General features: G+C 63.6%; 21 protein-coding genes and 4 tRNA genes. 8 read left to right on the plus strand and 17 right to left on the minus strand.

The window, feature by feature from the left end; genetic code table 11:
- Positions 1-2: 2 nt before the first annotated feature.
- Positions 3-779: a phosphate ABC transporter ATP-binding protein PstB gene (pstB, locus tag AC5Y4H_RS17050; protein WP_499983387.1), complete on the plus strand. Its 777-nt coding sequence runs from the start codon at positions 3-5 to the stop codon at positions 777-779.
- A gap of 74 nt (positions 780-853) precedes the next feature.
- On the opposite strand, the gene phoU is transcribed toward pstB, so the two are convergent.
- From phoU to AC5Y4H_RS17075, 5 genes are all read right to left on the minus strand, one after another.
- On the minus strand, positions 854-1,522 hold the full coding sequence (gene phoU / locus AC5Y4H_RS17055) for a phosphate signaling complex protein PhoU (RefSeq protein WP_499983390.1): 669 nt from the start codon (positions 1,520-1,522) through the stop codon (positions 854-856).
- Positions 1,523-1,580: 58 nt separating this feature from the next.
- Positions 1,581-3,641, minus strand: coding sequence for an LCP family protein (locus tag AC5Y4H_RS17060; RefSeq protein WP_499983393.1), 2,061 nt, complete (start codon positions 3,639-3,641; stop codon positions 1,581-1,583).
- Positions 3,642-3,852: 211 nt separating this feature from the next.
- Positions 3,853-4,986: a tRNA dihydrouridine synthase DusB gene (gene dusB / locus AC5Y4H_RS17065; protein ID WP_499983395.1), complete on the minus strand. Its 1,134-nt coding sequence runs from the start codon at positions 4,984-4,986 to the stop codon at positions 3,853-3,855.
- A 7-nt stretch (positions 4,987-4,993) separates the two neighbouring features.
- Positions 4,994-6,016 carry an acyl-ACP desaturase gene (locus AC5Y4H_RS17070; RefSeq protein WP_499983397.1) on the minus strand — a complete coding sequence of 341 codons (1,023 nt, stop codon included), beginning with the start codon at positions 6,014-6,016 and terminating at the stop codon, positions 4,994-4,996.
- Between the two features lie 166 nt (positions 6,017-6,182).
- Positions 6,183-6,797, minus strand: coding sequence for a TetR/AcrR family transcriptional regulator (locus AC5Y4H_RS17075; RefSeq protein ID WP_499983399.1), 615 nt, complete (start codon positions 6,795-6,797; stop codon positions 6,183-6,185).
- 68 nt (positions 6,798-6,865) lie between these two features.
- Here AC5Y4H_RS17075 and AC5Y4H_RS17080 point away from each other — a divergent pair, with 68 nt between their 5' ends.
- Positions 6,866-7,939 (plus strand): oxygenase MpaB family protein, encoded by a 1,074-nt coding sequence (locus AC5Y4H_RS17080; RefSeq protein ID WP_499983401.1) that lies wholly within the window; start codon positions 6,866-6,868, stop codon positions 7,937-7,939.
- 21 nt (positions 7,940-7,960) lie between these two features.
- Here the strand turns inward: AC5Y4H_RS17080 and AC5Y4H_RS17085 are convergent, their stop codons facing one another.
- From AC5Y4H_RS17085 to AC5Y4H_RS17095, 3 genes are read right to left on the minus strand one after another with little or no spacing between them, the layout of a single operon-like run.
- A complete protein-coding gene (locus tag AC5Y4H_RS17085; protein WP_499983404.1) occupies positions 7,961-8,164 on the minus strand; it encodes a zinc transporter Slc39a7 in 204 nt (67 codons plus the stop codon).
- Positions 8,165-8,196: 32 nt separating this feature from the next.
- Positions 8,197-8,610, minus strand: coding sequence for an ArsR/SmtB family transcription factor (locus AC5Y4H_RS17090; protein ID WP_499983406.1), 414 nt, complete (start codon positions 8,608-8,610; stop codon positions 8,197-8,199).
- A gap of 44 nt (positions 8,611-8,654) precedes the next feature.
- Positions 8,655-9,152, minus strand: a complete 498-nt coding sequence (locus tag AC5Y4H_RS17095) for a nucleoside deaminase (RefSeq protein WP_499983408.1) — start codon at positions 9,150-9,152, stop codon at positions 8,655-8,657.
- Positions 9,153-9,273: 121 nt separating this feature from the next.
- On the opposite strand from AC5Y4H_RS17095, the gene AC5Y4H_RS17100 reads away from it, so the two are divergent.
- Positions 9,274-10,173: a class I SAM-dependent methyltransferase gene (locus tag AC5Y4H_RS17100; RefSeq protein ID WP_499983409.1), complete on the plus strand. Its 900-nt coding sequence runs from the start codon at positions 9,274-9,276 to the stop codon at positions 10,171-10,173.
- Positions 10,174-10,213: 40 nt separating this feature from the next.
- Here the strand turns inward: AC5Y4H_RS17100 and AC5Y4H_RS17105 are convergent.
- Positions 10,214-10,289: transfer RNA gene (locus AC5Y4H_RS17105), tRNA-Lys, on the minus strand.
- 124 nt (positions 10,290-10,413) lie between these two features.
- Between AC5Y4H_RS17105 and AC5Y4H_RS17110 the strand changes: the two genes are divergently transcribed.
- The 3 genes from AC5Y4H_RS17110 to AC5Y4H_RS17120 all read left to right on the plus strand — a co-directional run bounded on the left by AC5Y4H_RS17110 (position 10,414) and on the right by AC5Y4H_RS17120 (position 10,696).
- Positions 10,414-10,486: transfer RNA gene (locus AC5Y4H_RS17110), tRNA-Glu, on the plus strand.
- A gap of 29 nt (positions 10,487-10,515) precedes the next feature.
- A tRNA-Asp gene (locus AC5Y4H_RS17115) sits at positions 10,516-10,592 on the plus strand.
- Between the two features lie 27 nt (positions 10,593-10,619).
- Positions 10,620-10,696 (plus strand) — tRNA-Phe (locus AC5Y4H_RS17120).
- 32 nt (positions 10,697-10,728) lie between these two features.
- Here the strand turns inward: AC5Y4H_RS17120 and AC5Y4H_RS17125 are convergent.
- The 5 genes from AC5Y4H_RS17125 to AC5Y4H_RS17145 all read right to left on the minus strand — a co-directional run bounded on the left by AC5Y4H_RS17125 (position 10,729) and on the right by AC5Y4H_RS17145 (position 14,790).
- Entirely contained in the window at positions 10,729-11,886 is a 1,158-nt protein-coding gene (locus tag AC5Y4H_RS17125) for a tyrosine-type recombinase/integrase (protein ID WP_008263933.1), read from the minus strand.
- Complete coding sequence (locus tag AC5Y4H_RS17130) at positions 11,887-12,120, minus strand: helix-turn-helix transcriptional regulator (RefSeq protein WP_008263943.1); 234 nt, start codon at positions 12,118-12,120, stop codon at positions 11,887-11,889. It abuts the gene before it with no gap.
- A gap of 10 nt (positions 12,121-12,130) precedes the next feature.
- Positions 12,131-13,477: a hypothetical protein gene (locus AC5Y4H_RS17135; RefSeq protein WP_020821580.1), complete on the minus strand. Its 1,347-nt coding sequence runs from the start codon at positions 13,475-13,477 to the stop codon at positions 12,131-12,133.
- The gene (locus tag AC5Y4H_RS17140; RefSeq protein ID WP_008263947.1) at positions 13,474-13,896 is read right to left on the minus strand and encodes a hypothetical protein; all 423 of its coding nucleotides are present in this window, start codon (positions 13,894-13,896) and stop codon (positions 13,474-13,476) included. Before AC5Y4H_RS17140 ends, AC5Y4H_RS17135 begins: the two co-directional genes overlap by 4 nt.
- Positions 13,897-13,995: 99 nt before the next feature.
- On the minus strand, positions 13,996-14,790 hold the full coding sequence (locus AC5Y4H_RS17145; protein ID WP_020821582.1) for a GntR family transcriptional regulator: 795 nt from the start codon (positions 14,788-14,790) through the stop codon (positions 13,996-13,998).
- 79 nt (positions 14,791-14,869) lie between these two features.
- On the opposite strand from AC5Y4H_RS17145, the gene AC5Y4H_RS17150 reads away from it, so the two are divergent.
- Positions 14,870-15,301 (plus strand): NUDIX hydrolase, encoded by a 432-nt coding sequence (locus AC5Y4H_RS17150; protein WP_008263949.1) that lies wholly within the window; start codon positions 14,870-14,872, stop codon positions 15,299-15,301.
- A 7-nt stretch (positions 15,302-15,308) separates the two neighbouring features.
- Here AC5Y4H_RS17150 and AC5Y4H_RS17155 read toward each other — a convergent pair whose 3' ends face one another.
- Positions 15,309-16,877: a hypothetical protein gene (locus tag AC5Y4H_RS17155; protein ID WP_224097130.1), complete on the minus strand. Its 1,569-nt coding sequence runs from the start codon at positions 16,875-16,877 to the stop codon at positions 15,309-15,311.
- A 264-nt stretch (positions 16,878-17,141) separates the two neighbouring features.
- On the opposite strand from AC5Y4H_RS17155, the gene AC5Y4H_RS17160 reads away from it, so the two are divergent.
- Positions 17,142-17,588 carry a DUF6188 family protein gene (locus AC5Y4H_RS17160; protein ID WP_014710938.1) on the plus strand — a complete coding sequence of 149 codons (447 nt, stop codon included), beginning with the start codon at positions 17,142-17,144 and terminating at the stop codon, positions 17,586-17,588.
- A gap of 28 nt (positions 17,589-17,616) precedes the next feature.
- Here AC5Y4H_RS17160 and AC5Y4H_RS17165 read toward each other — a convergent pair whose 3' ends face one another.
- Together AC5Y4H_RS17165 and AC5Y4H_RS17170 are read right to left on the minus strand one after the other, a co-directional pair.
- Positions 17,617-18,513 (minus strand): alpha/beta fold hydrolase, encoded by an 897-nt coding sequence (locus AC5Y4H_RS17165; RefSeq protein ID WP_014710939.1) that lies wholly within the window; start codon positions 18,511-18,513, stop codon positions 17,617-17,619.
- Complete coding sequence (locus tag AC5Y4H_RS17170; protein ID WP_024636820.1) at positions 18,510-21,596, minus strand: MMPL/RND family transporter; 3,087 nt, start codon at positions 21,594-21,596, stop codon at positions 18,510-18,512. The genes AC5Y4H_RS17165 and AC5Y4H_RS17170 overlap by 4 nt, the downstream gene beginning before the upstream one ends.
- Positions 21,597-21,721 lie beyond the last annotated feature (125 nt).

Here is a 21,721-nt window from a genome sequence, read left to right on the forward strand (position 1 = left end):
AAGTGGCCAAACGGTTGGACCTCAAGGCCGTCAACATCTACTACGGATCGTTTCACGCGGTTGCGGATGTGACGCTGTCGGTTCTGCCCCGCAGCGTGACCGCGTTCATCGGCCCGTCGGGTTGCGGCAAGACCACGGTGCTGCGCACGCTGAACCGGATGCACGAGGTGGTGCCCGGCGGACGGGTCGAGGGCAGCGTACTGCTCGACGACGAGGACATCTATGGCGCTGGAGTCGACCCGGTCGGCGTGCGCCGGGCCATCGGAATGGTCTTCCAGCGGCCGAACCCCTTCCCCGCCATGTCAATTCGCGACAACGTCGTGGCGGGCCTGAAGCTACAGGGGGTGCGCAACCGCAAGGTGCTCGACGAGACGACCGAGCATTCGCTGCGCGGCGCGAACCTGTGGGATGAGGTCAAGAATCGGTTGGACCGGCCCGGCGGCGGATTGTCCGGCGGGCAGCAGCAGCGCCTGTGCATCGCGCGGGCCATCGCCGTGCAGCCCGATGTGCTGCTGATGGACGAGCCGTGTTCGGCGCTGGACCCGATCTCGACGATGGCGATCGAGGAGCTGATCAGCGAACTGAAGCAGGAGTACACCATCGTCATCGTGACCCACAACATGCAGCAGGCGGCCCGGGTCAGCGACTACACGGCGTTCTTCAACCTCGAAGCCGTCGGAAAACCGGGGCGGCTGATCGAAGTGGATGACACCGAGAAGATCTTCTCCAACCCGAGCCAGAAGGCGACCGAGGACTACATTTCCGGCCGCTTCGGCTAGCCCGACGACGAAGCAGCTCGCGTAGCGAGGTGTGAGGAGTCGGGCAATTGAACTAGCCGCCGCCGCATTTTTGCTTACTGCGAGGCGGGTTTCGTTTCTTCCTCGGGAAGCCTGCCGGTCGCCTGGAAGATGACTCGCCGTGCCACCTCGACGGCGTGGTCGGCGAAACGCTCGTAGAACCGGCCCAGCAACGTCACGTCGACGGCCGCCGCGACGCCGTGCTTCCATTCCCGGTCCATCAGCACCGAGAACAGATGCCGATGCAGGTCGTCCATGGCGTCGTCTTCTTCGCGGATCCGGGCGGCCTTCTCCGGGTCGCGCGACAACACCACCTCTTGCGCGCTGTTGCCCAATTCGACTGCGATGCTGCCCATCTCGGCGAAATAGCCATTGACCTCTTCGGGCAGGGCATGCTGGGGATGCCGTCGACGGGCGATCTTGGCGACGTGCAGTGCCAGCGCACCCATCCGGTCGATGTCCGCCACCATCTGGATCGCGCTCACGATGGCCCTCAGATCGCCGGCCACCGGCGCCTGCAATGCGAGCAGCACGAAGGCGCTTTCTTCGGCGCGCGCGCTCAATACGGCGATGGCTTCGTGATCGGAGATGACTTGCTCGGCTAGCACCAAGTCGGCTTGGAGCAGAGCCTGGGTGGCGCGCTCCATAGCGATTCCTGCCAAGCCGCACATCTCGCCGAGTCGCTCGGATAACTCCGAGAGTTGCTCGTGGTAGGCGGTTCGCATGTGACCCAGCGTACGGTCTCGCCGCCCGAAACGGGCGGTGGAGCGCCGTCAAAAGCGGTTACTCGCAGGTGGTGTCGGCCGCGTTGGTGACGGTCAGGTCCTCGGGGAGCTTGGCCGGTGCATTGCTCGAGCCGCGTTCGATTTGCAGGCTCATCGAAGAGCCGCTGGGCGGGGGAGTGGAGACCGACTTGAAGTCGGGGCCCAAGACCACCTGCACGACCTGCCCGTAGCCGGAAACCCGCTGGACTTTCGCGTTGGCGAACGACGACGCGACCGTGGCGGCGGCCTCTTCATTGCCGGGTGAGAACAGCACAGTGGTCGCGTTCACCGAACTCGGGTAGTCGTCGGGTGACATCACGTTGAAGCCGTCTTGCTTGAGCTGGGTGGTCGCGGTGGCCGCCAGACCGCTTTGCGTAGTTGCGTTGGAAACCCGCACCGTCACCCCGCTGGGCGAGGTCGTGCTGATCTGCTCGGCTTGCGCCTCCGGCGTCGGTGCCGGCGACTTCTTGGTGGTGGGCGCCCTCGACGGGCCTTTCGTTGGGGACGAGCTCAAATTCTGCGCGTTCTGGTCGTTTTCCTCGGGCAGCGGATCGTCGTTGATGACGGCGTCGAACAGGGCCCGCATGTCGGCCATCCGCGGCGGCTCGTCGCCGTTCTGGTCGGTGACACCGGTCGGCACGGTGACGAACGTGACGTGCCCGGCAGCCATGCCCTGCAACGATTGACCGAGCTGGATCAGGTCCTTGGACTGCACGTTGTCGACGACGGTGTCGCTGATGAACATGTTGACGACGTTGTTGAGCTTATTCGGGTCCAGCAGCGTGTCTTCGGAGATCAGCGAGCGCAGCAGCGACGACAGGAACAGCTGCTGACGCTTGATCCTGCCGTAATCGCCGTTGACCTCGGTGGTGACCTGGCGAGCCCGCACGTAATTCAGGGCGGTGGAGCCGTCGAGGACTTGGCGTCCACCGTGGTCGAGGACCGTGCCCAACTCGTAGTCGTGCAGCGCGGTGCTGGAGCAGACCTCGACGCCGCCGAGGGCGTCGACCATCTTCGCGAAGCCGGAGAAGTCGACGGCGATGAAGCGGTTGATGCTCAAGCCGGACAGCTTCTGGATTTCCTTCACCAGACATTTCGGGCCACCGAAGGCGAACGCCGAGTTCAGTTTGGTCTCGGTGTAGACCATTTTGGGGCCGTAGGTCTTGGTCTTCGGGTCGTAGAGGGGCCCGTACTTGCCGGTTTCGGGGTTCCACGCTTCGCATTGCATCGGGGTGATCGCCAGGTCGCGCGGGAACGACACCGCCACCACGCGTTTGCGGTTAGCCGGGATGTTGACCAGCATGACCGTGTCCGAGCGTTCGCCGTCGGCATCGTCGGTGGTTCCGGCGCCCATGTTGGCGTTGTCGCCCAGGCGCGAGTCGAGACCGACGATCAGGAAGTCCTCGTCGCCGTACTGTCCGCCAGGGTCGCGGATGTCGCTGGAATTCTGGTCGAGCGCGCTGATCGTATTCAGCCGGGCGTTTTTCGACGTGCTCCATTGCCATGCCCCGCCGGTCATCGCCAGTGCCAGCACGGCAGCCAGGGCGGCCGTCGACCGCGCGGCCACCAGCACTGGCCGGCGCCGGCGTCTGGGTGCCTCGGGGCTGGTGTCTGGAGCCAGGTCTTCCGGCTCGTCGTCGTTCGGGTAATCGGCGGCCTCGAGGGCGCGAAGCTCGGCGACGGCGTCCATGGAGTAGGCGAGGTCGTCAATGACCTCCGTTTTTTGCAGCGCGAGAGGAAGGCCCGGCTCGGCGCCGGTGGCCTCGACACGGGGGTCCTCCGGAGCGGCACGATGATGGACGGGCCGGCTGGGGGCACCGATTTTGGCGATCAGATCGGCGACGCTGACGCCGCCGCCGGTGTGGGATCCGCCCTGATCGATGTCATCCTCGCGCGGCTCTTCGGGTTCGATCGCGGCCTCGGGCTGCCAGCGGTGCAGGTTGTCGTCGGCCGGGGGTGCAAAGAATCGCTCCCAGGGAGCGGCACCCAACGGCGCAGGCTTCGCCGGTACCGGATAGGTGCGCGCCCCACCCGGGCCGTGCCGACCATTACGAGTGGCGTCGTTCTCGGCGTCACTCATATCTAACCGGCCTCCGAAGCTCTGATGCAGACGTGTCACCGTGTTCGTGCGTAATGTCAGCGCAGTGTCGCGTTGCGGGCGCTGCGGCTGGTGCCAACCAGTTTTTGTCACCGCTGGTGTAGCGGTAGGAATCGATCCGCCACCTAAGCGCACGCAACAAAGCCCACATCGTACTGACTTATCGCGCCAGACGCGATTTCAAGCCGTCGAGTCAGCCCCCGGAGTGCATGACGTCGGCGCCCGCCGGCACCGTGCAGTCGTCCGGGTCGGTCAGCCAACCTTCCGGCAGCACCACCCGGGCCGGTGAACCCTGCCGGCCGCGCGGGCCGGTCGCCTCGTCGGGGAAGGGGACGGAGCCGTCCAGCCGGTCCAGCAGGGAGTCCAGCTCGTCGAGCGTCTTGACCATTGCCAGGGCCCGGCGCAGCTCGGAGCCGGCCGGAAAGCCGTGCAGGTACCAGCCGACGTGCTTGCGGATGTCCCGCATGCCCTTGTCCTCGCCGAAGTGCGCGGCCAGCAGCTGCCCGTGCCGTCGGACGATGTCGGCGACCTCGCCCAGGGTCGGGGGCGTGGGCGGCGGGCTGCCGGTGAAGGCGGCCGACAGCTCGGCGAAAAGCCAGGGCCGGCCCAGGCAGCCGCGGCCGATGACGACGCCGTCGCATCCGGTGGTGGCCATCATGGTCAGCGCGTCGCTGGCGTCATAGATGTCGCCGTTGCCCAGCACCGGGATGGTCCGCACCTGCTGTTTGAGCCGCGCGATCTCTTCCCAATCGGCGGTGCCGGAGTAGCGCTGCGCGGCCGTACGGGCATGCAGCGCGACCGCGGCGGCGCCTTCGGCTTCGGCGATGCGGCCGGCGTCGAGGTGTGTGTGATGCTCGTCGTCGATGCCGATGCGGAACTTCACGGTCACCGGTATTTGGGTGCCTTCGGTGCCGCGCACCGCCGCGGCGACGATCTGACCGAAGAGCCGCCGTTTGTAGGGCAGCGCCGATCCGCCGCCGCGCTTGGTCACCTTGGGCACCGGACAGCCGAAATTCATGTCGATGTGATCGGCCAGGCCTTCGTCGGCGATCATCTTGGCGGCCGCGTAGGTGGTCGCGGGGTCGACGGTATAGAGCTGCAGCGAACGCGGCGACTCGTCCGGAGCGAACGTGGTCATGTGCAGGGTGGCCGGATGGCGCTCGACAAGCGCACGCGCGGTCACCATCTCGCAGACGTAGAGCCCGCTGACGGTGCCGACCTTGGCTTGCTCCAGCTCACGGCACAGCGTCCGGAACGCGACGTTTGTCACTCCCGCCATCGGTGCCAAAACCACCGGGCTGGCGAGCGCGATGGAACCGATGCGCACCGGTTGGTTACCGCCGGCTCATGGTCAGCGTGCCCGCGGTCTGGTGCAGCTCGAATGCGGTGGTCCTCTTGCCGGTGCGGGCTTCCCGCTCGAGCTGACGCTGTTTCGAGATCTCGAACTTGTCGCAGGTTGTCTCGAGTTCCTTGATCAGCAGCGCAAGGTCATCGCGCATGGCGGCCGCCTCACCGGTGAAGTCCTCACGCTCGAAAATGCGCCACTTCTTCAGCACCGGCATCACCACGTCGTCGAGGTGGATGCGCGGGTCGTATACGCCGCCCACGGCGATGACGACGGCCTTACGGCGGAACTCGGGCACCTGGTAGCCGGGCATCTGGAAGTTGCGCAGCACCTTGTGCAGCGACTTCATCGCCTGGTTGGGCGCGGCCTCGAACCCGGCCTCGCTGACATCCCGGTAGAAGATCATGTGCAGGTTCTCGTCGGCCGAGATCTTGGCCAGCAACTGGTCGGCGATCGTCTCGTTGCAGGCCTTGCCGGTATTGCGGTGCGAAATCCGGGTGGCCAGCTCCTGGAACGTCACGTAGATGACCGAGTCGAACAGGCTTTCGGCGAATAGGTCGGCTCGAACCTGATGGTTCTGGCCAGGACTGAACCCGCGGTTCACCACCTCCATGCGCAGCTTTTCCAACTCGATGGGGTCGACCGCGCGGGTCACCACCAGGTAGTCGCGCAGCGCGATGCCGTGCCGGTTCTCCTCGGCGGTCCAGCGGTTGACCCACTGGCCCCATGCGTCATCCAGGCCGAAGTTCATCGCGATTTCGCGGTGATACGACGGCAGGTTGTCCTCGGTCATCAGGTTCTGCACCATCGCCACCTGGGCGACGTCGGAGAGCTGGGACTGACCGGGCTCCCAGTCCTGCCCGCCGAGCGCGTAGTAGTTCTTGCCGTCCGACCAGGGGATGTAGTCGTGCGGGTTCCAGTTCTTGTGCATGCTCTCGTGCCGGTTCAGGTACTTTTCGACGAATGGCTCGAGTTCGTGCAGCAGCTGTAGGTTTGTCAGCTCGGCTGACATAGGTCCTCCAGTTATCTGTGTCGATGGGTAGCAGTCAATATATCTGTGTACTCGAGTAGCATCAAGTTCCTCGTCGGCGTGCCGGATGACGTTTTTATACCGGGCTCGTGCTGGGCCGAGTGCCTATTCTTACGGCTTGCCGATGGCGCGCGATCGAAAAGGCGGGTTACTGCGACTTGCCGAGCTCGCCGGCCGGGACGTACGGCGCGGCAGTGATGTACAGCATGTTGATGCAGTAGTCGATGAATTGCTTGCGAGTGGCGCCCAGCTGCCCGTGCAGGTAGGCGGTGAACAGGCCCGACAACCCGCCGATCAAGCTGGTGGCGATCATCTTCTGCAGTACGGCGTCGCCGATCCGGGACAGCTTGCGCTGCAACAGATCGATGAAATTGGGCATCCACTCCGCGCCCGAGCGGGTCAGAACGGGTTCCACCGTCGGCGCCAGCAACAGCACGCGTCCGCGGACCGGGTCGTCGACCATCAGCTCGACAAATCGCTCGACGGCCTCGCGCGGGGTGGTCGCCGACGTCAGGGCGTTCATGGCGCGCGCGCAGACATCGTCGTAGACCGCGCGCACGAATTCGTCACGGTCGGCGAAACTTTCGTAGAAATAGCGTTCGGTCAGCGCGGCCTCACGGCAGACCGCGCGCACGGTCAGCGCCGGTCCGCCGGCACCGCCGAGAAGCTGCACGCCGGCCTCGATGAGGTTGTCACGGCGGAGCGCGAGTCGACTCTCCAAGGGGACGCCGGTCCAGCGTCCCCGTCGTTGACCCGTCTGCACATCGCTCCTAAGCTCTAGATTGACAACGGTTGTAGTCAAAATCTCACGATACCTACAGGGATCTAATAGTGACTCAAGATACGTCCGCATCGCCCCCGCCGACCAGCGACGTCGGAGGCGGCAGTGGCGCCGGCACCGCTGAGCAGTCGGTTTCCGCCGAGCCGGTCGACGCGTCCGACGCTCTCGCGGGCGGCTGCCCGGTCTCGCCGGCAGGGTATGACGCGCCGCCCGCACCTCTGGGGCCCGATTCACTGACCTGGCGATACTTCGGGGACTGGCGGGGCATGCTGCAGGGTCCGTGGGCGGGTTCGATGCAGAACATGCACCCGCAGCTGGGCGCGGCGGTCACCGATCATTCAACGTTTTTCCGTGAGCGCTGGCCGCGTCTGCTGCGCTCGCTGTATCCCATTGGGGGAGTGGTGTTCGACGGGGATCGTGCCCCGGCCACCGGTGCCGAGGTTCGCGATTACCACACCGACATCAAGGGGGTCGACGAACAGGGCCGTCGCTACCACGCGCTCAATCCTGATGTCTTCTATTGGGCGCACTCCACGTTCTTCATGGGCACAATTCATGTGGCCGAACGCTTCTGCGGCGGGATCACCGAGGAGCAGAAGCGGCAGCTGTTCGACGAACACGTCGAGTGGTATCGCATGTACGGCATGAGCATGCGGCCGGTGCCGGGCTCCTGGGAGGAATTCCAGGCCTACTGGGACCACATGTGCCGCAACGTGCTCGAGAACAACTGGGCGGCCCGGGCCGTGCTCGATCTGACCGAGTTGCCGAAACCTCCATTCGCGCAATGGATTCCGGATCCGCTGTGGGCCGCGCAACGCAAACTGTTGGCGCCGTTCTTCGTCTGGGTGACGGTGGGCCTGTACGACCAACCGGTGCGGGAGCTGATGGGCTACCGGTGGTCGCGCCGCGACGAGTGGCTGCACCGGCGCTTCGGCGACGTCGTCCGTGGTGTGTTCGCCCTGGTGCCCAGCAGATTTCGCAAACATCCCCGCGCCCGGGCCGGCTTGGACCGCGCCAGCGGGCGCATCCCGCTCGATACGCCACTGGTGCAAACCCCGGCACGCAACCTGCCGCCCGAAGACGAGCGCGGCAACCCCAAGCATTACTGCCCGATGATCTCCTGAGCCGCCGAAGCGCCGATCGGGTTATGCGTGGGAGTGACCGTGAACTTCTTCCAGGCCCGCCTGGTGCACGTGCTGATGGGTGTGTTCGGTCCCGTCCTCGTGAGCATGTGAGTGTTCGTGCTCGACGTGGTCATGCTCGTGGGTCGTGTGCGCATGGGCGTGCGTCACGTCGCCGTGCTGGTGTTCGTGCGCGTGTGGCGCCTCGTGGTTGTGCTGTTCGCTCATTGGTGTTCTCTCCTTTGTGAAATGCCTTGCGGCTATTGCTCGCTCAGCGCGCCGCGCGTCCGGTTCGACGGGCGAGACGACTGACCGACGGCCTTGAGCCCACTGTCGTCGCGGTGGTGACCGGGCACGCCGGGGCCGGCGTGCTCGGCGTTGTAGACCGCATCGATGACGAGCTGACGGACGTGATCGTTCTCCAGGCTGTAGAAGATCGTCGTGCCCTCCCGGCGGGTGCGAACCAGCCGGGCCATCCGCAACTTCGCGAGATGCTGGGAAACCGACGGCGCCGGCTTGCCCACGTGCTCGGCGAGTTCGTTCACCGCCATCTCGCGGTCGGTCAACGTCCAGAGCACTTGCACGCGAGTGGCATCGGCCAGCATCCGGAACACCTCCACGACCAGGTTGGCCTGGTCGTCAGGCAGCCGGCCTGTGCTGTTATCTGCATGCATACGCAAATACTAGCGAATGCGCGTCCCGCTGCCAAGCACGGGGCTCAGCCCGGCGGAACGACCGTCGCGCGGCGGCCGCCGTTGCGCTCGTTCCATAGCCGGTAGACATCTACGGCGTCATCTCTGGGGTCGTATCGCATCGGCAGGCGTCGCTGGTCCCATTCCTTCGCGAATTCGTCGTAGAAGGTCGACAACTCGAAGTATTTGCGGTCATCGGTGTAGTACCGCTCGTAACTGTCCCGGGTGGTCAGGAAGACGACCTCCTTGGGTGAGCAGTAGTACAGCGATCCCAGACACATCGGGCACGGATGGGCCAGCACATAGATGGTGGCGTCGACGAGATGTTCGGTGGCCAACTTCATGCAGGCCTCGCGGATCGCCAGGATCTCGGCGTGGGCGGTGGGGTCGTTCGTCTGGGCCACCTTGTTGGCGCTCTCGGCGAGCACCGCACCGTCCTGGACGATCACCGTCGCGAACGGGCGGCCACCCTCGGTCACGTTGCGGCGAGCCAGGTCGATCGTCCGCTGCGCGAAATCGGTCATCGGGTCCTCCGGCGTAGAACGGGGAGCAGATAACTCGGAGAGTAGTCCGGCGGGCCGTGACACGATCCTGTGATAGTAACTAGGTTGTCTATGTTTTTCGGACCCGGTCTGAGGGGGCATCATGGCGCGCACCGAACGTGATCGCTGGGATCTTGCGACGAGCGTCGGCGCGACCGCGACCATGGTGGCCGCGCAGCGGGCACTGTCTTCCGACGCGAAGCTGATCGACGACCCGTATGCCGCTCCGCTGGTGCGGGCGGTCGGGATCGACGTCTACGTCCGGCTGGTGAACGGCGAAATCGCGGCCGGCGGGCAAACGGAGTTCGATCCGCAGCGAATGGCGCGGGGGATGGCATGCCGAACCCGGTTCTACGATCAGTTCTTTCTCGACGCGACCCGCAGCGGCATCGGCCAGGTGGTGATCCTCGCGTCGGGCCTCGATTCCCGCGCCTACCGGCTGCCCTGGCCGGCGGGGACGGTCGTCTACGAGGTCGACATGCCCGAGGTGATCGAGTTCAAGACCCTCACCCTGGGCGACCTGGGAGCCGAACCGACCGCCGAGCGGCGCACCGTCGCCATCGACCTGCGCGACGATTGGGCCTCGGCTCTGCAGGCGGCCGGATTCGATCCGCAGCAGCGTTCGGCGTGGAGTGCCGAAGGCCTGGTGGTCTACCTGCCGGACGAGGCTCAAGACGCGCTGTTCGACAACATCACGACGCTGAGCGCGCCCGGCAGCCGTCTCGCCTTCGAATTCGTGCCTGACACTGCCGTTTTCGCCGACCCGCGGTGGCGCGCCCACCACGACCGGATGAGCGAACTCGGGTTCGAGATCGACTTCAACGACCTCGTCTACCACGGACAGCGCAGCCACATCGTCGATCACCTGAGGCAGCGCGGCTGGCAGACGTCGTCGAAGACCATTGCGGAGCTGCATGCGGCCAACGGATTCGCCTATGCCGACGACGACGTCGCCGCGGCCTTCGCCGATGTGACCTACAGCAGCGCGGTGCTCGGGCGATGAGCCGTCCTCCGGGCGCGCACCGCCCGGGCCGTGCGCGCTTTGGTGCCCCCACCAGGGCTCGAACCTGGGACCTGCGGATTAAAAGTCCGTAGCTCTACCAACTGAGCTATAGGGGCCGCGGAGATTCAGGATACTTGGACCGAAAACGAGGCTCGTTTGAGGATTGGGCACACCGTGACCTAAGCTGACGTGGCTCCCAACGAAACCACGTTGCGAGTACCCCGGAGTGATTCGGTTCTGGCCCCCATCGTCTAGTGGCCTAGGACGCCGCCCTTTCACGGCGGTAGCACGGGTTCGAATCCCGTTGGGGGTACGCGACGCGGTGACGCGGAGCAGCAGCAAGGCCCTGTGGCGCAGTTGGTTAGCGCGCCGCCCTGTCACGGCGGAGGTCGCGGGTTCGAGTCCCGTCAGGGTCGCCAAGCGCGGCGAGGCACTCGCTGCCCTCCGGCCAGGTAGCTCAGTCGGTACGAGCGTCCGCCTGAAAAGCGGAAGGTCGGCGGTTCGATCCCGCCCCTGGCCACCAGTCTTGAGCTGCACGGACGCGGTGATGGCACTCTATGGATGGTTCGGTGTGTCCGGTTCCTGTCCGTTCGCCCGGTTTTTGGCGACGTCCTGAAGCCGGTCGAGATTCGTGGCTACGTGGTCGAGTTCGTCTGAATAGAGGTCGCTGTAGATGTTCGCGGTGACGGTCGGCGTCGAGTGCCCCATCGTCTTCTGGACGTAGCGGAGGTCGGCGCCGGAGGCCCGGGCCAGGCTGGCGTAGGTGTGGCGCAGGTCGTGAATCGTCAGCGGCACCAGTCCGGTTTTCTTTAGGGCTTCGTTCCAGTCGGTATGCCGGCGCCAGTTGTTTGATCTGAGGAACCCGCCATTTGGCGAGGTGATTGCATGTTCTGTGGGCGCGCGATTATCGATCCTTGGTTTGAGCGCGTCGATGACGATTTGGGGGAGTGGGACGGTTCGGGCGGCGGCGCGAGTTTTTGGCGGCCCGACGATGATCCGGCCTTCCACTTCTGGCGCGGCCTGGCGGACATAGAGCCGACGCGCAGTTAGGTCGATGTCGCCGACCCGCAGGCCGACGAGTTCGGACCAGCGCAGGCCGGTGAAGGCGAGGATGATCACCACGTCGCCGTGGTCGCCGCATGCGGCTGCCAGGGCGGCGACTTCGGTGGCGGTCAGATAGCGGTGGCGTTCTCGGGTGGGTATCCGCCCGGATGACACCCCGTCAGCCGGGTTGCTGTGGATTCGACCGTCCTCGCGCGCCATGTCGAGAATCGACCGCAGCAGCCGCAGCGTGGCGAGTTTGGCCCAGGGACCGACGGTCATGGAATCGATGAATTGCTGTATATCCTTTCGGCTGATTTCATCAACCGGGACGTGGCCGAAACGCGGACTGATGCGTAGTTCCCAATGCTGGGTGTAGCCGCTCCAGGTCTTGGGCGACACTGCGGGGCGTTTCAACGCGCTGTATTGCGTCCAGACAGCGGCGAGTTTGGCCCGGCCAAGTCGGGGGTCGAAGCGTCTGGCGCCGATCGCCGCTTCGCCATCCCGGTCGGCCTTGAATGCCCGCGCTTCTCGCAAGGTGGCGAACGTCGACGACGTCTCAGCCCATCCCGACGGGGAGTCTGAATCACGCACCAGGTAGCGCACTTGATAGCGCGGCAGACCGGCCGAATTGATCCGCTTTCGGATACCGCGCGGGACCGATCCGGCCACTTAGCGACGCACCTTACGAAGCCATGCGCGGACTTCAGCTGCGTCCCAACGTCTTACGCGATCAGATAGCGTGTAGCAGGGCGGTCCCACGTCTGCGCCGTGTTCGCGCAATGCGCCCCATCGACTCACCGTCGCAGCGGACACGCCAAGCAGCTCGGCCACCTGCTCCGCTGTTAGAAGCTCTGGAAAGGTCGCTGTCGCGGTGGCGCTGGTTTTGATGCCGAGGGTTGTCATGCCGATGTCCTCAGTTCTCTGCTGAACCAGCGCGACTTGAGCTTGTAGGCCCGTATTCTTGTGCGACAGAACGGATTAGCGAATCGGGCCAGAAGTCGGCGCGTACTCGCATCGTTGACCCGTCTTCGGCGATGACGTATCCGGTACCAGGCTCATTTGGGTTGATCCGATGCGCGGGGGCGGCGTCGGCGAGGCCGTCACCCAAGACCATGGCGACTTCGTCGCGTGAGCGCAGCCGCAGTGCGACGGTTTGGGTGAACAACCCGCGCATGGGCAGAATCTCCTTGCGAGGGTCCTGCATGAATGCGGCGACCACGATGCCTACAGCCCTACCCTTTGTCAGGATGCGTGAGAGTGAGCCCGCAACTTGCTTCCTCAGTGCCGCGTCCGTCATGTATGCGGTCAAGCCCGCGAATTCATCGATGAGCAGCACGACGAGCGGTTCGGCGGTGCTCGGTGTGTGCGAACGCGCTCGGCCGGCCATCCTGCGACCGCGGCTGTCTAGTAGCTCCTCCAAGTTGGTCAGCAGTCTCGCGGCGTTGGCCTCGGTCGTCGCAATGCCGCTGAATAGTGCAGACCCGACTGACACTTCGATCCCGTACTTGAGATCCACGGCGAACAGCCGCACGGTTCCCGCCTTGATGGCTGGGCCTAATCCGCCTGCAATGCCCCAAAAAACGGAGCCCTTGCCCGCACCCGAGCACCCAACAGTGAGGGTGTGCAGGCCGGCGACGCGCAGAGTCCATGCCGACCCATTCTCACGCCGGCCGACCTCGACGCCCGTCGGCTCGACGCTGGTTGGGAATGCAGCGGTCTCTGCCTCTGAAAGGCATTGTTTCATAACGAATTCCACGCGAACCGTGCCGGGGCCGATCAGTGTCGAGCGGGCGGAATGCGCCCCGACAGCGTCACGAATTGCGGGGACCGCGTTTTCGAGGTCGTCCACCGTCTGGCCGGTCCGTGTTCGGACTGTCATCCGTAGGCAGTCGCCGAACATGCTCACCCCGAGAAGGCGAGGATGAGTCCAAACTGTCCTCGTCCTGCTCTTGCCCTGTGCGTCCGTGCGTGTGACGTGCTCGGGAGTCGACAACCCGCAGGCCTTGGCAACCCGTGGCCAGGAGATCGATGCCCAGATCAGCCATCGGGCCCGACATGCTGGTGTTGCAACATAACGCCCAAATGTGGCGGGGGAACGCACTCTCCAAACGACGAGCGAAACGGCGACCACGCCGATCACCGCAATGAGCCACATGGCGCCGACCGCCAGCAGGTGCGTGAGGTCAAAGAAGTCGATGCCGGCGTCGGGATCTGGAATCGAATACGGATCGCTAGGTACTACGGGGTCGTACGGACTCATGCTGACACCCGGTCTCCCGCTGAGGACCCCGCCTTGCCGGTGTCCGCAGTCATACCCGAGGCCCGAAACGACCACGCGATGCGGCCGGATTCGCTCGAACGGTCTACGTACGGCAATATGTATAGTTCCTCGAAAATCACTGGTGTGAAGGGCATTCCGGCAGTGTTCGGTGGGCACACAGGCTGCTTGGGCGTTGCGAACTTGACGGTGAGAGTGCGCGCTCGCTTACTAGCTGTCGGGTCGCCGTCGAGGACTTCGACCTGCCACAACGGAGCGCCTGATTCTCGATCAGTCGCCTGGACCTTGTTGTCCTTCGTCGACCGCTCGTAATCGATCACCGCCGTCACGTCGGACACCACAAACGCTTTGCGTGGGAAAACCTGCTGGTGTGACACCTTGAGCCATTTCGGCACAGACATTTGTCGACCTTTCATGAGAACTGCTCTAGACAAGTTGAGGTTACATAGTCGTCTAGAGGAGTGCAACGGTCGACGCCCAGTTGATCGAAGACTTTGGGCTCAGCGGGCCGGGAACTCGTATTCGAGCAGGTAGGCGGAAGCAACTTTCACCGTGTCGCAGACCTCAACCGCCACGTCATTCGCGTCATATGCGGTTCGCAGCACTGTCAATACGGGAACGCCTGGTTCGAGTTCCAGTTGCCGCCGTTCTTCGGGAGTGGGCATTCGGGCTGCGACCTCCTCGGTGAAGTGACCGAGTACGTGGCCATTCTCTTCCAGTCGGGCGTAGATGCCCCCGGGCCCAGTGTCCACCTGCTCGATCCTCGTGCCTTCGGCGAAAGCAGCCGGGATGAAGGAGACCGCCGTTTCAACCGGTCGGCCATTCGCCAGGTAGCGGCGCGATCGCACGACGATGTCATCGTCCGGTGATAATCGAAGTCGTTCCGCTACAAACGAATTCGGCTTCTCGCGGCTCACCGCAATATTGTCGACTTGCGGCGAGTAACCCGATTTCTCGGCCTCGACGGTAAACGCCGCCTTGCCTGCCGCGCGATGCTGTCGCGCGAATCGATCCGACGCGAGCCGGCGGATGGGGGGCGTCGGGCGAATAAACACCCCGCGGCCATGCTGCGAGACGACCAGTCCCTCGGAACGAAGCTCCTGCACAGCTTGTCTTACCGTCATGCGTGCCACACCGAAATGCTCGATAAGTTCCGTCTCAGACGGCAGTCGTTCCCCGGGAGCTAGCCGGTTGGAACGGATCGCTTCTCGCAACATGCCCGCGATCTGCCGATATGGCGGCTTGTCATCGGCTCTGTCGATTTGTCCAAGTTGCAGCACCCGCTGGCCTTCCATCACATGTCTAGACGACTAGTCTAGGAAGCCAGTCAACCCGTGTCTCTTCTGCCGGCATCGAACAAGGAGGACCCCAGAAATGGCAACCTCGCCTAAGCACTCGGTCAGTGTCGCCGGCATCGTAGTGCGTGACGATGATCGCGTTCTCGTGATCAGGCGGGACGACAACGGCCACTGGGAAGCCCCTGGTGGTGTACTCGAACTAGGCGAATCTTTTGAGGACGGTGTTCGGCGCGAAGTCCTTGAGGAAACCGGATTGACGGTGAAGGTAGAACGTCTCACCGGCGTTTACAAGAACCTGACCCATGGGATTGTCGCTCTGGTCTACCGCTGCCATCCGGCCGATGGGGACACTCACCCCACTGCGGAAGCCCGCGAGGTTCGTTGGATGACAAGGGAGGAAGTTCAGTCAGCGATGAATCCTGCATTCGCGGTGCGTGTACTGGACGCGTTCGACGAAGAAACTCATTCGCGGGTCCATGACGGCGTCAACCTCGTGTCGGGCTGCTAGGGGTCCACTACACGCTGTCCGGATGTAATCCGAACAGTGCTTGATAGAACACTGCTCGCTTTGGGGGCGCTGGCTCGACCTCGCCCGGACGAGCCTGCACGCATCCCAGGAACGCACTAGACGACGGCGCATTCGCCGGTTTGTTCCGGACGATAAGTTTCGTGAACGCTTCGATGTACTCGAGCGCCGCTCGGATGAGGGTGAAACCGGTTGTCGCAAGGTCGGCCACCATTGACGAACCGGTAAAGGGCGAAACAGGTTCGGTCTGCCACACTCCCAGCGCGTCGTAGTGGTGCTGAGTCATCTCATTGTCGGCACCGAGGGCTAACTCGGGAATCACACTGAGATTCAGCGCCACGTTCATCGTGTTGCCGTAGCTGCGGCCAGGGTGGGTGTCGACGGCAAGAACGCCATCGTGGATGTGATTCCTCAACTGCTTGCAGAGCCACGCATACACCCGCAGGCGCGTCACGTCACCCAAAAGTGACTGGTCGTACTGCGTTCGCACTTCCTTGTCGATGAAGGTCCGCGAGTCGAGTGATCCCCGAGCCTTTTTCCGATCAACTGACGGGTCGACCATCGCTTGGTAAGCACGCCCGAAAATATCGAAAACTGCTGCAAGATAGAGTAATTCACGGTCAAAAGCTTCAGCGGTAGCCTCGGCAACATCTTCGTTCCGCTTCCCGTCCAGCGGGTTCGACAGCGCGGCCAGCAGATCGTCGAACGCGCGCGCTGCACGTCTCAGGCGGATGCGAACCGACGTGAATGCCTCTGCGGCCTCAGGTCCACCTTTAGCGGCAGCCGCAAACATTGAAGCGGCATCGAAGTATGGCAATCCGCTGACCGTGCCCCAGTCGTAAAGATTGACGATGGTCGCAGTCGACTCCGTCGTCTCCCAGCTTCCGCCACCCACCAACATGCCGCGCTCGACCGTCACAACCGGATTGCTAGTCACCCGCAAGTAGTGACCGATGAGTGGTACAGCCGCGTCGGGTGTCACGCTGACGACCACATCGTTGTCGGCGACATCTGTTCGTCCCGCAGTGGGGGCGGTGGTGACGATGGCATCGATGCCAACAGCCCCGGCGGCGGCAGCATAGGCAGCTGCACGATGTCGCTGATCGAGCGTCAACGGGGGGAGGCCGTCCGGCGCATCGTGCTCATCGAGCTGCTGGTACGCGGCGAAGAACCGAGCCTTGGACCAGGCACGGTAGCTCTCGCCACGAGCGGTGCTGACGGAGAACTCGGCCGCGTCGCAGAACTTGCCTGCGTCAGCTACGTTCGTGAAATTGACGGTGTGGCAAGGCGGTTCATCGAGCAACTCGGTCCACCCGCTCGGAGCTTCCGTTGCCGCCGGGATCAATAGGTGCACCTCGATCTCGTCGCGCGTCAGGAACCCGGTGATGTAGCCCTCCTCCGGCGGCTCCGCGATGGTCCCGACATCAATGCCCAGCCGCACCGGGCGCGTTGCCGGCCTCAATGGGTACAGAGGCTCCAACTTCGAGTCTCTCGTCGGCGGCCGAACGTAGCGCATGAAGCGCCAGTTGGGCCGGCCGGATGGGATGGTGATCGCCATATTGGGATGGTCGCACTTGGGGATGACAACTCAGATCGGTCCGTAGTGTTCGCATTCCGACGACTGCATGCATACGGCAGGTCAACCGACCGCAGCCACACCAGAGCCGCACGGCAGGGGAGGCGCGCGAGCGCATTGATCGAGGTTTGCAGCGCATTCTTGATGCATGGAACGCCCGCGATAGCGCATAGGAATACTAATAGTATCGTTGCGCTACTATCGGTAGCATAGATGGGACTCACCGACGCGTCGAAGGGGGCGGTTATGCACACGCAATGGATTGAGCAATGCACCGTTCAGCGAGTCTCGCTGCACGAAGGGCTCATACTCGACCTCGACGGTTACAACGAATTGGTGATTTCCCGACCGCTGCGACTGACCCTCCCGCCGGCAGGAGCCTGGCCGTCGGATGAAGTGTTGATCGACCCCATCAACCTTTCGCCCGAGGAGCGGCCACTGTTGGACCTTGCCGGAGCGATCTGCACGCGCGCCTGGTGCGACGACGACGGGGCCTTACATCTCTGTTTCTCCCCCGGCCACCGCATCGACGTCGACCCGGATGTAGCGGCGACCTCGTGGGAACTCTATGGCAAGTGTCACGGATACGTGGCGTGTCTGCCGCGAGGTCGCGTCCGAGCGATTCGGCACGACCTTCCTGTCGACGAGAATGACTCAGACGCAACACAACCCAAAGCCATGGCACATCAGTAGCCCGGGTGGCTGAAGACTCGCTGGATGCTTATGTCAGGGTCCTCATGGCGCGGTCGAGGAAGTCGGTAACCGCGGCGGTGAACGCGTCGTTGTTGTCGCCGGCAACCATGTGACCGGTGCCGGTGACGTCCGTCGTTTCGGCGTGCCTGACGAGCTGGCGGAATTCGCTGACGGTTTCCTGGGAGACTACGTCTGAAAGTGCCCCGCGTACCAACAGCGTTGGGGCCGTGATTCGACGTGCTCCTTCGGCGAGGAATCCGCTGATGGCGTCGAACTCCTCGCTGCCCGTCATGAGATTGCCTTGGAGGACATCGAAGTTGGAGCTGATGAAGGCCGGGTCCCAGCGCCAGATCCATCGGCCATCGCTACGTTGGCGCAGAACCTTGTGCAGGCCGTCGAGATTTTCGGGTCGCGCGCGGCGTGGGTTGTATTCGGCGATGACATCGGCGGCATCATTGAGCGTGCCGAATCCGTCGGGGTGTCCGGCCATGAATGACAGGATGCGACGGGCCCCATGAAATTCCATTCGCGGGGTGATGTCGACCAGGACAACGGCTGCCCAGAGGTCGGGTGGGGCCAGCAGATGGGTAGCGAGGATGATCAGCCCACCCAGCGACGCGCCGACGACGGCGGGGGGACTGTCGGCGCTGACGTGTCCTCGTACCGAGATCAGATCGGACACAAACCGTTCGATGTCATATTGTCCGCTCGGGTCCCAGTCGCTGTCGCCGTGACCTCGTGTGTCGTAGGCGACGACGGTGTAGCCGTGGGAATAGAGTCGACGGGCGGTGGTGGCCCACGCGTGACGGTTCTGGCCGCCGCCATGGAGCAGCAACACGACGGGGTGAGTCGCGGCGTGCCGGTAGCAATCGGCCACGAGAGTGATCCCGTCGCTGGTGCGGATGCGCTCTCGGCCAATTGTCATGTGGTCCGGTGTGGTCGGCCGTTGTGAGTCGAGGATTTCCGTTGCGGCCACCAGCTGGCCTCGCGCAGGAGCGTAGCGATCGCGGGCACCGTGAGGGTGCGAACGACGAAGGTGTCGAGTAGTAGGCCGCAGCCGACGATGAATCCGACTTGGATCATGATTCCGACAGAGCCGACCATCAGGCCGAACATACTCGCGGCGAAGATGAGCCCGGCTGAGGTGATGACTGAACCGGTGTTTGCGACCGTGCGTAGCACGCCGACGCGAATGTTGTGAGCGGATTCTTCGCGTAACCGCGAGATCAGCAGCATGTTGTAGTCGGCGCCGACGGCGACCAGGATGATGAACGCCACAAGCGGTACGGGCCAGGCGATTTCCTTACCCAGGCCGTATTGGAAGACGAGCGTCCCAATGCCCAGTGCCGCGCCATAGTTGAGTACGACCGTACCGAGGAGGTAGAGCGGGGCCAGCAAGGCACGCAGGAGAAGGACAAGGATCACTCCGACGATGACGAGCGTGGCGATCGCCAGCAGATGAAAGTCGGCCGACAGCAGGCGCTGAATATCGGAGTTGACGGCGGGGAAACCGGCCATCGATATCGTGGCGTTGGCCAGGGAGGTGTTCGGGCGTGCGGCCCCGGCAACTTCGGTGATTTTCTGAGCGAGATCCATCGCTTGGCTGCTGTAGGGGTTGTAGCTCGATTCGATCGCGAAGCGGGCGGTCTTGCCATCGGCCGACATAAAATGTTTTGCCACATCGGCGAACTGGCGATTCTCGAAGGTGTTGGCGGGCAGGTAAAAGCCGCTGGCGTTGTCCGAACCGGCGCTGGACCGCGCGGAATTTTGTAATTGGGTGGCGACCTGACTCATGCCGGACAACATTTCGATGTTGCTGTCGGCAAGGGTGTGCACGCCGGTGGCCAGGGCTTGTGCACCCGACGCGAGCTGGCTGATGCCGTTTTGGAGGCGGCGGATATTGCCGGCCATGTCGGCGGGATCGCCGAGTGCTCCGAAAGCCTTGTTCAGCGAGGTGACCGTGCTCTGCAGATCTGCTACGGTGCCCGCCGCATTGTCGCTGCCCGGCTGGTACATGTCGCCCAGGTTGGCGAGCTGGCTGAAAAAGCCGCCATCGCGCAAGGTCACCAGAATCTGCACCTGATCGCGGATCTGGGCACACTCGGGTGTGGTGGCACACCACGGGGAGGTGTTGAGCGCACCAACCAGCGGATCGATCGTGGCGATCGCGTTTTGGGCTTGTTGAGCTTCTTGACGCAGTCCCGGCCCGGTTCGGATCGCTTGATCGATGGTTGGTGTGGTAGCCGAAAGTTGCTGCAGCAGAGGGCGAAAGTGTTGAAATTGCGATCCGCTGGACTGGGCTTGGGTAAGGACCGCGGTCAGCGGTGTCAATGCCGTGCGCAGGGTGGTGTCAAGTTGCGCCAGGCCGCCGGCGAGTTGGTCGGCGCCACTGGTGAGTTTGGCCAGGTCGTCCTTATGGGCGTCTCCCTTGGCGACCGCGCCGGCCATCTTGTTGCCGATCTGGCCGTTTTGCCACGAGAGCTGTGCCTGATCGAGGCGTGCACCGGTGGGCCGAGTGACACCGGAAACCTTGGTGACGCCCGGCAATTGCGACACTCGAGACGCCATTTCATCTAGGTCGGCTAGGCCTTTACTGGTGCGCATATCTGTGGGTGATTCGACGACCATGAACTGTGTGATGACGATATCTTTGCGGAAATGCCTATCCAGCAAGCGATAGCCCTCATTGCTGGTGGTCGTCGCCGGCTGTCCTTGCCGATCGTCGTAGCTGATGTGCATAGTCAGCGCGACAGCCGCGAGGCCTAATACAAGTGCCAGGCTGGCGGCCAGCAGTGGGGCGGGTCGGCGGACCACGGCCACGGCGATCCAGTTCCAGTATCGGCGCGTGCGGTCAGCTTTGGGTTCGCCAATGCCATGTTTCGCGGCAAGCGCCAATACCGGAGGAAACAACGTTACTGTAGCTGCGACTCCGACAAAGACAGCGATCGCGCACGCCGGGCCTAATGCGCTAAATACGCTCAGCTTCGCAAAGACCAAGGATAGAAACGCAAACGCCACAGTCGCGGCGGAAGCCATGATCACCCGCCCGATGGTGGCGGTTGCGTTAATCACAGCCAGGTCAGCCGAAATCATCTGGCGGCGCTGCTCGTGATACCGGCTGATCAGAAACACGGAATAATCGGTGCCGGCACCCAACAAGATGGCAGTCATGAACGCAATCGTGAATTGCGACACCGGCATTCCTGATTCGCCCAGCGCCGAGAGCACCCCGCGCCCGACCGCCAGGCTCACACCGATCACGAGCAATGGCAGCAACGCGGTAACTAGTGACCGATAGATGACCAGCAAAATCACCGCGATCAGACCGGCTGTCACGATGGAGATGCCAATCAAATCCTGCTCAGCCGAATCGATTAGATCGCTGAATGTCGCGGGAGGTCCGGTTACACGAACGATCGTGGACGTACCGCTAAACGACTCGGCGACAATAGCGCGCACCGCCCGAACGGATTCCGCCGCTCTAGGATCGCCGAGCGTGCCAGCTACCCCGACCGGCACATACCACGCCTTGCCATCCTGGCTCATCGCCTGACCCGCAGTAACGGGGTCGGCTAACAGATCCTGAACCAGTCGCACGTGCTGGGAGTCGGCACGCAACCGCGAAACCATCGTTTTGTAGCGCTGACGCACCGGCGCAGTCAGGCCCGTCGGGTCCTCGAATGCAACAAAGACGGTGGTCTTGGACCCCTGCTCGCCGAATGCCGTGCCCATCCGGTCAACCGTCTGCAGCGATGGAGCATCAGGGGGGACCAGATTCACCGACTGCTGTTTCACAACGGTTTCCAGCTGGGGGAACAGCATCGCCAGGACGCCGGCGGTCACCACCCACGCCCCGATGACCAGCACCTTATGTCGGATGCTGAACCCCGCCAGGCGAGCTAGTCGATCACTGTATGCGCCCTCGCCCGCCGCGACCTTGCGAAGTTGCTCCCGAACTGGGCGACTCAGCGTCGCCACCCCCGAGGAAACCCACCCGTTGTCCGCCATCCCCCACCTCCGTTATCCCAAAAGAAACTAACGGTGTCGGAACAGTACCGCTAGTACCCTTTCGCTTCGTCGCCGAAACCGCGACAGGCGTGCACCCGTCGACCGCTACCGCACTACTCACCTGG

The organism is Mycobacterium sp. NGS58, from assembly GCF_059812385.1.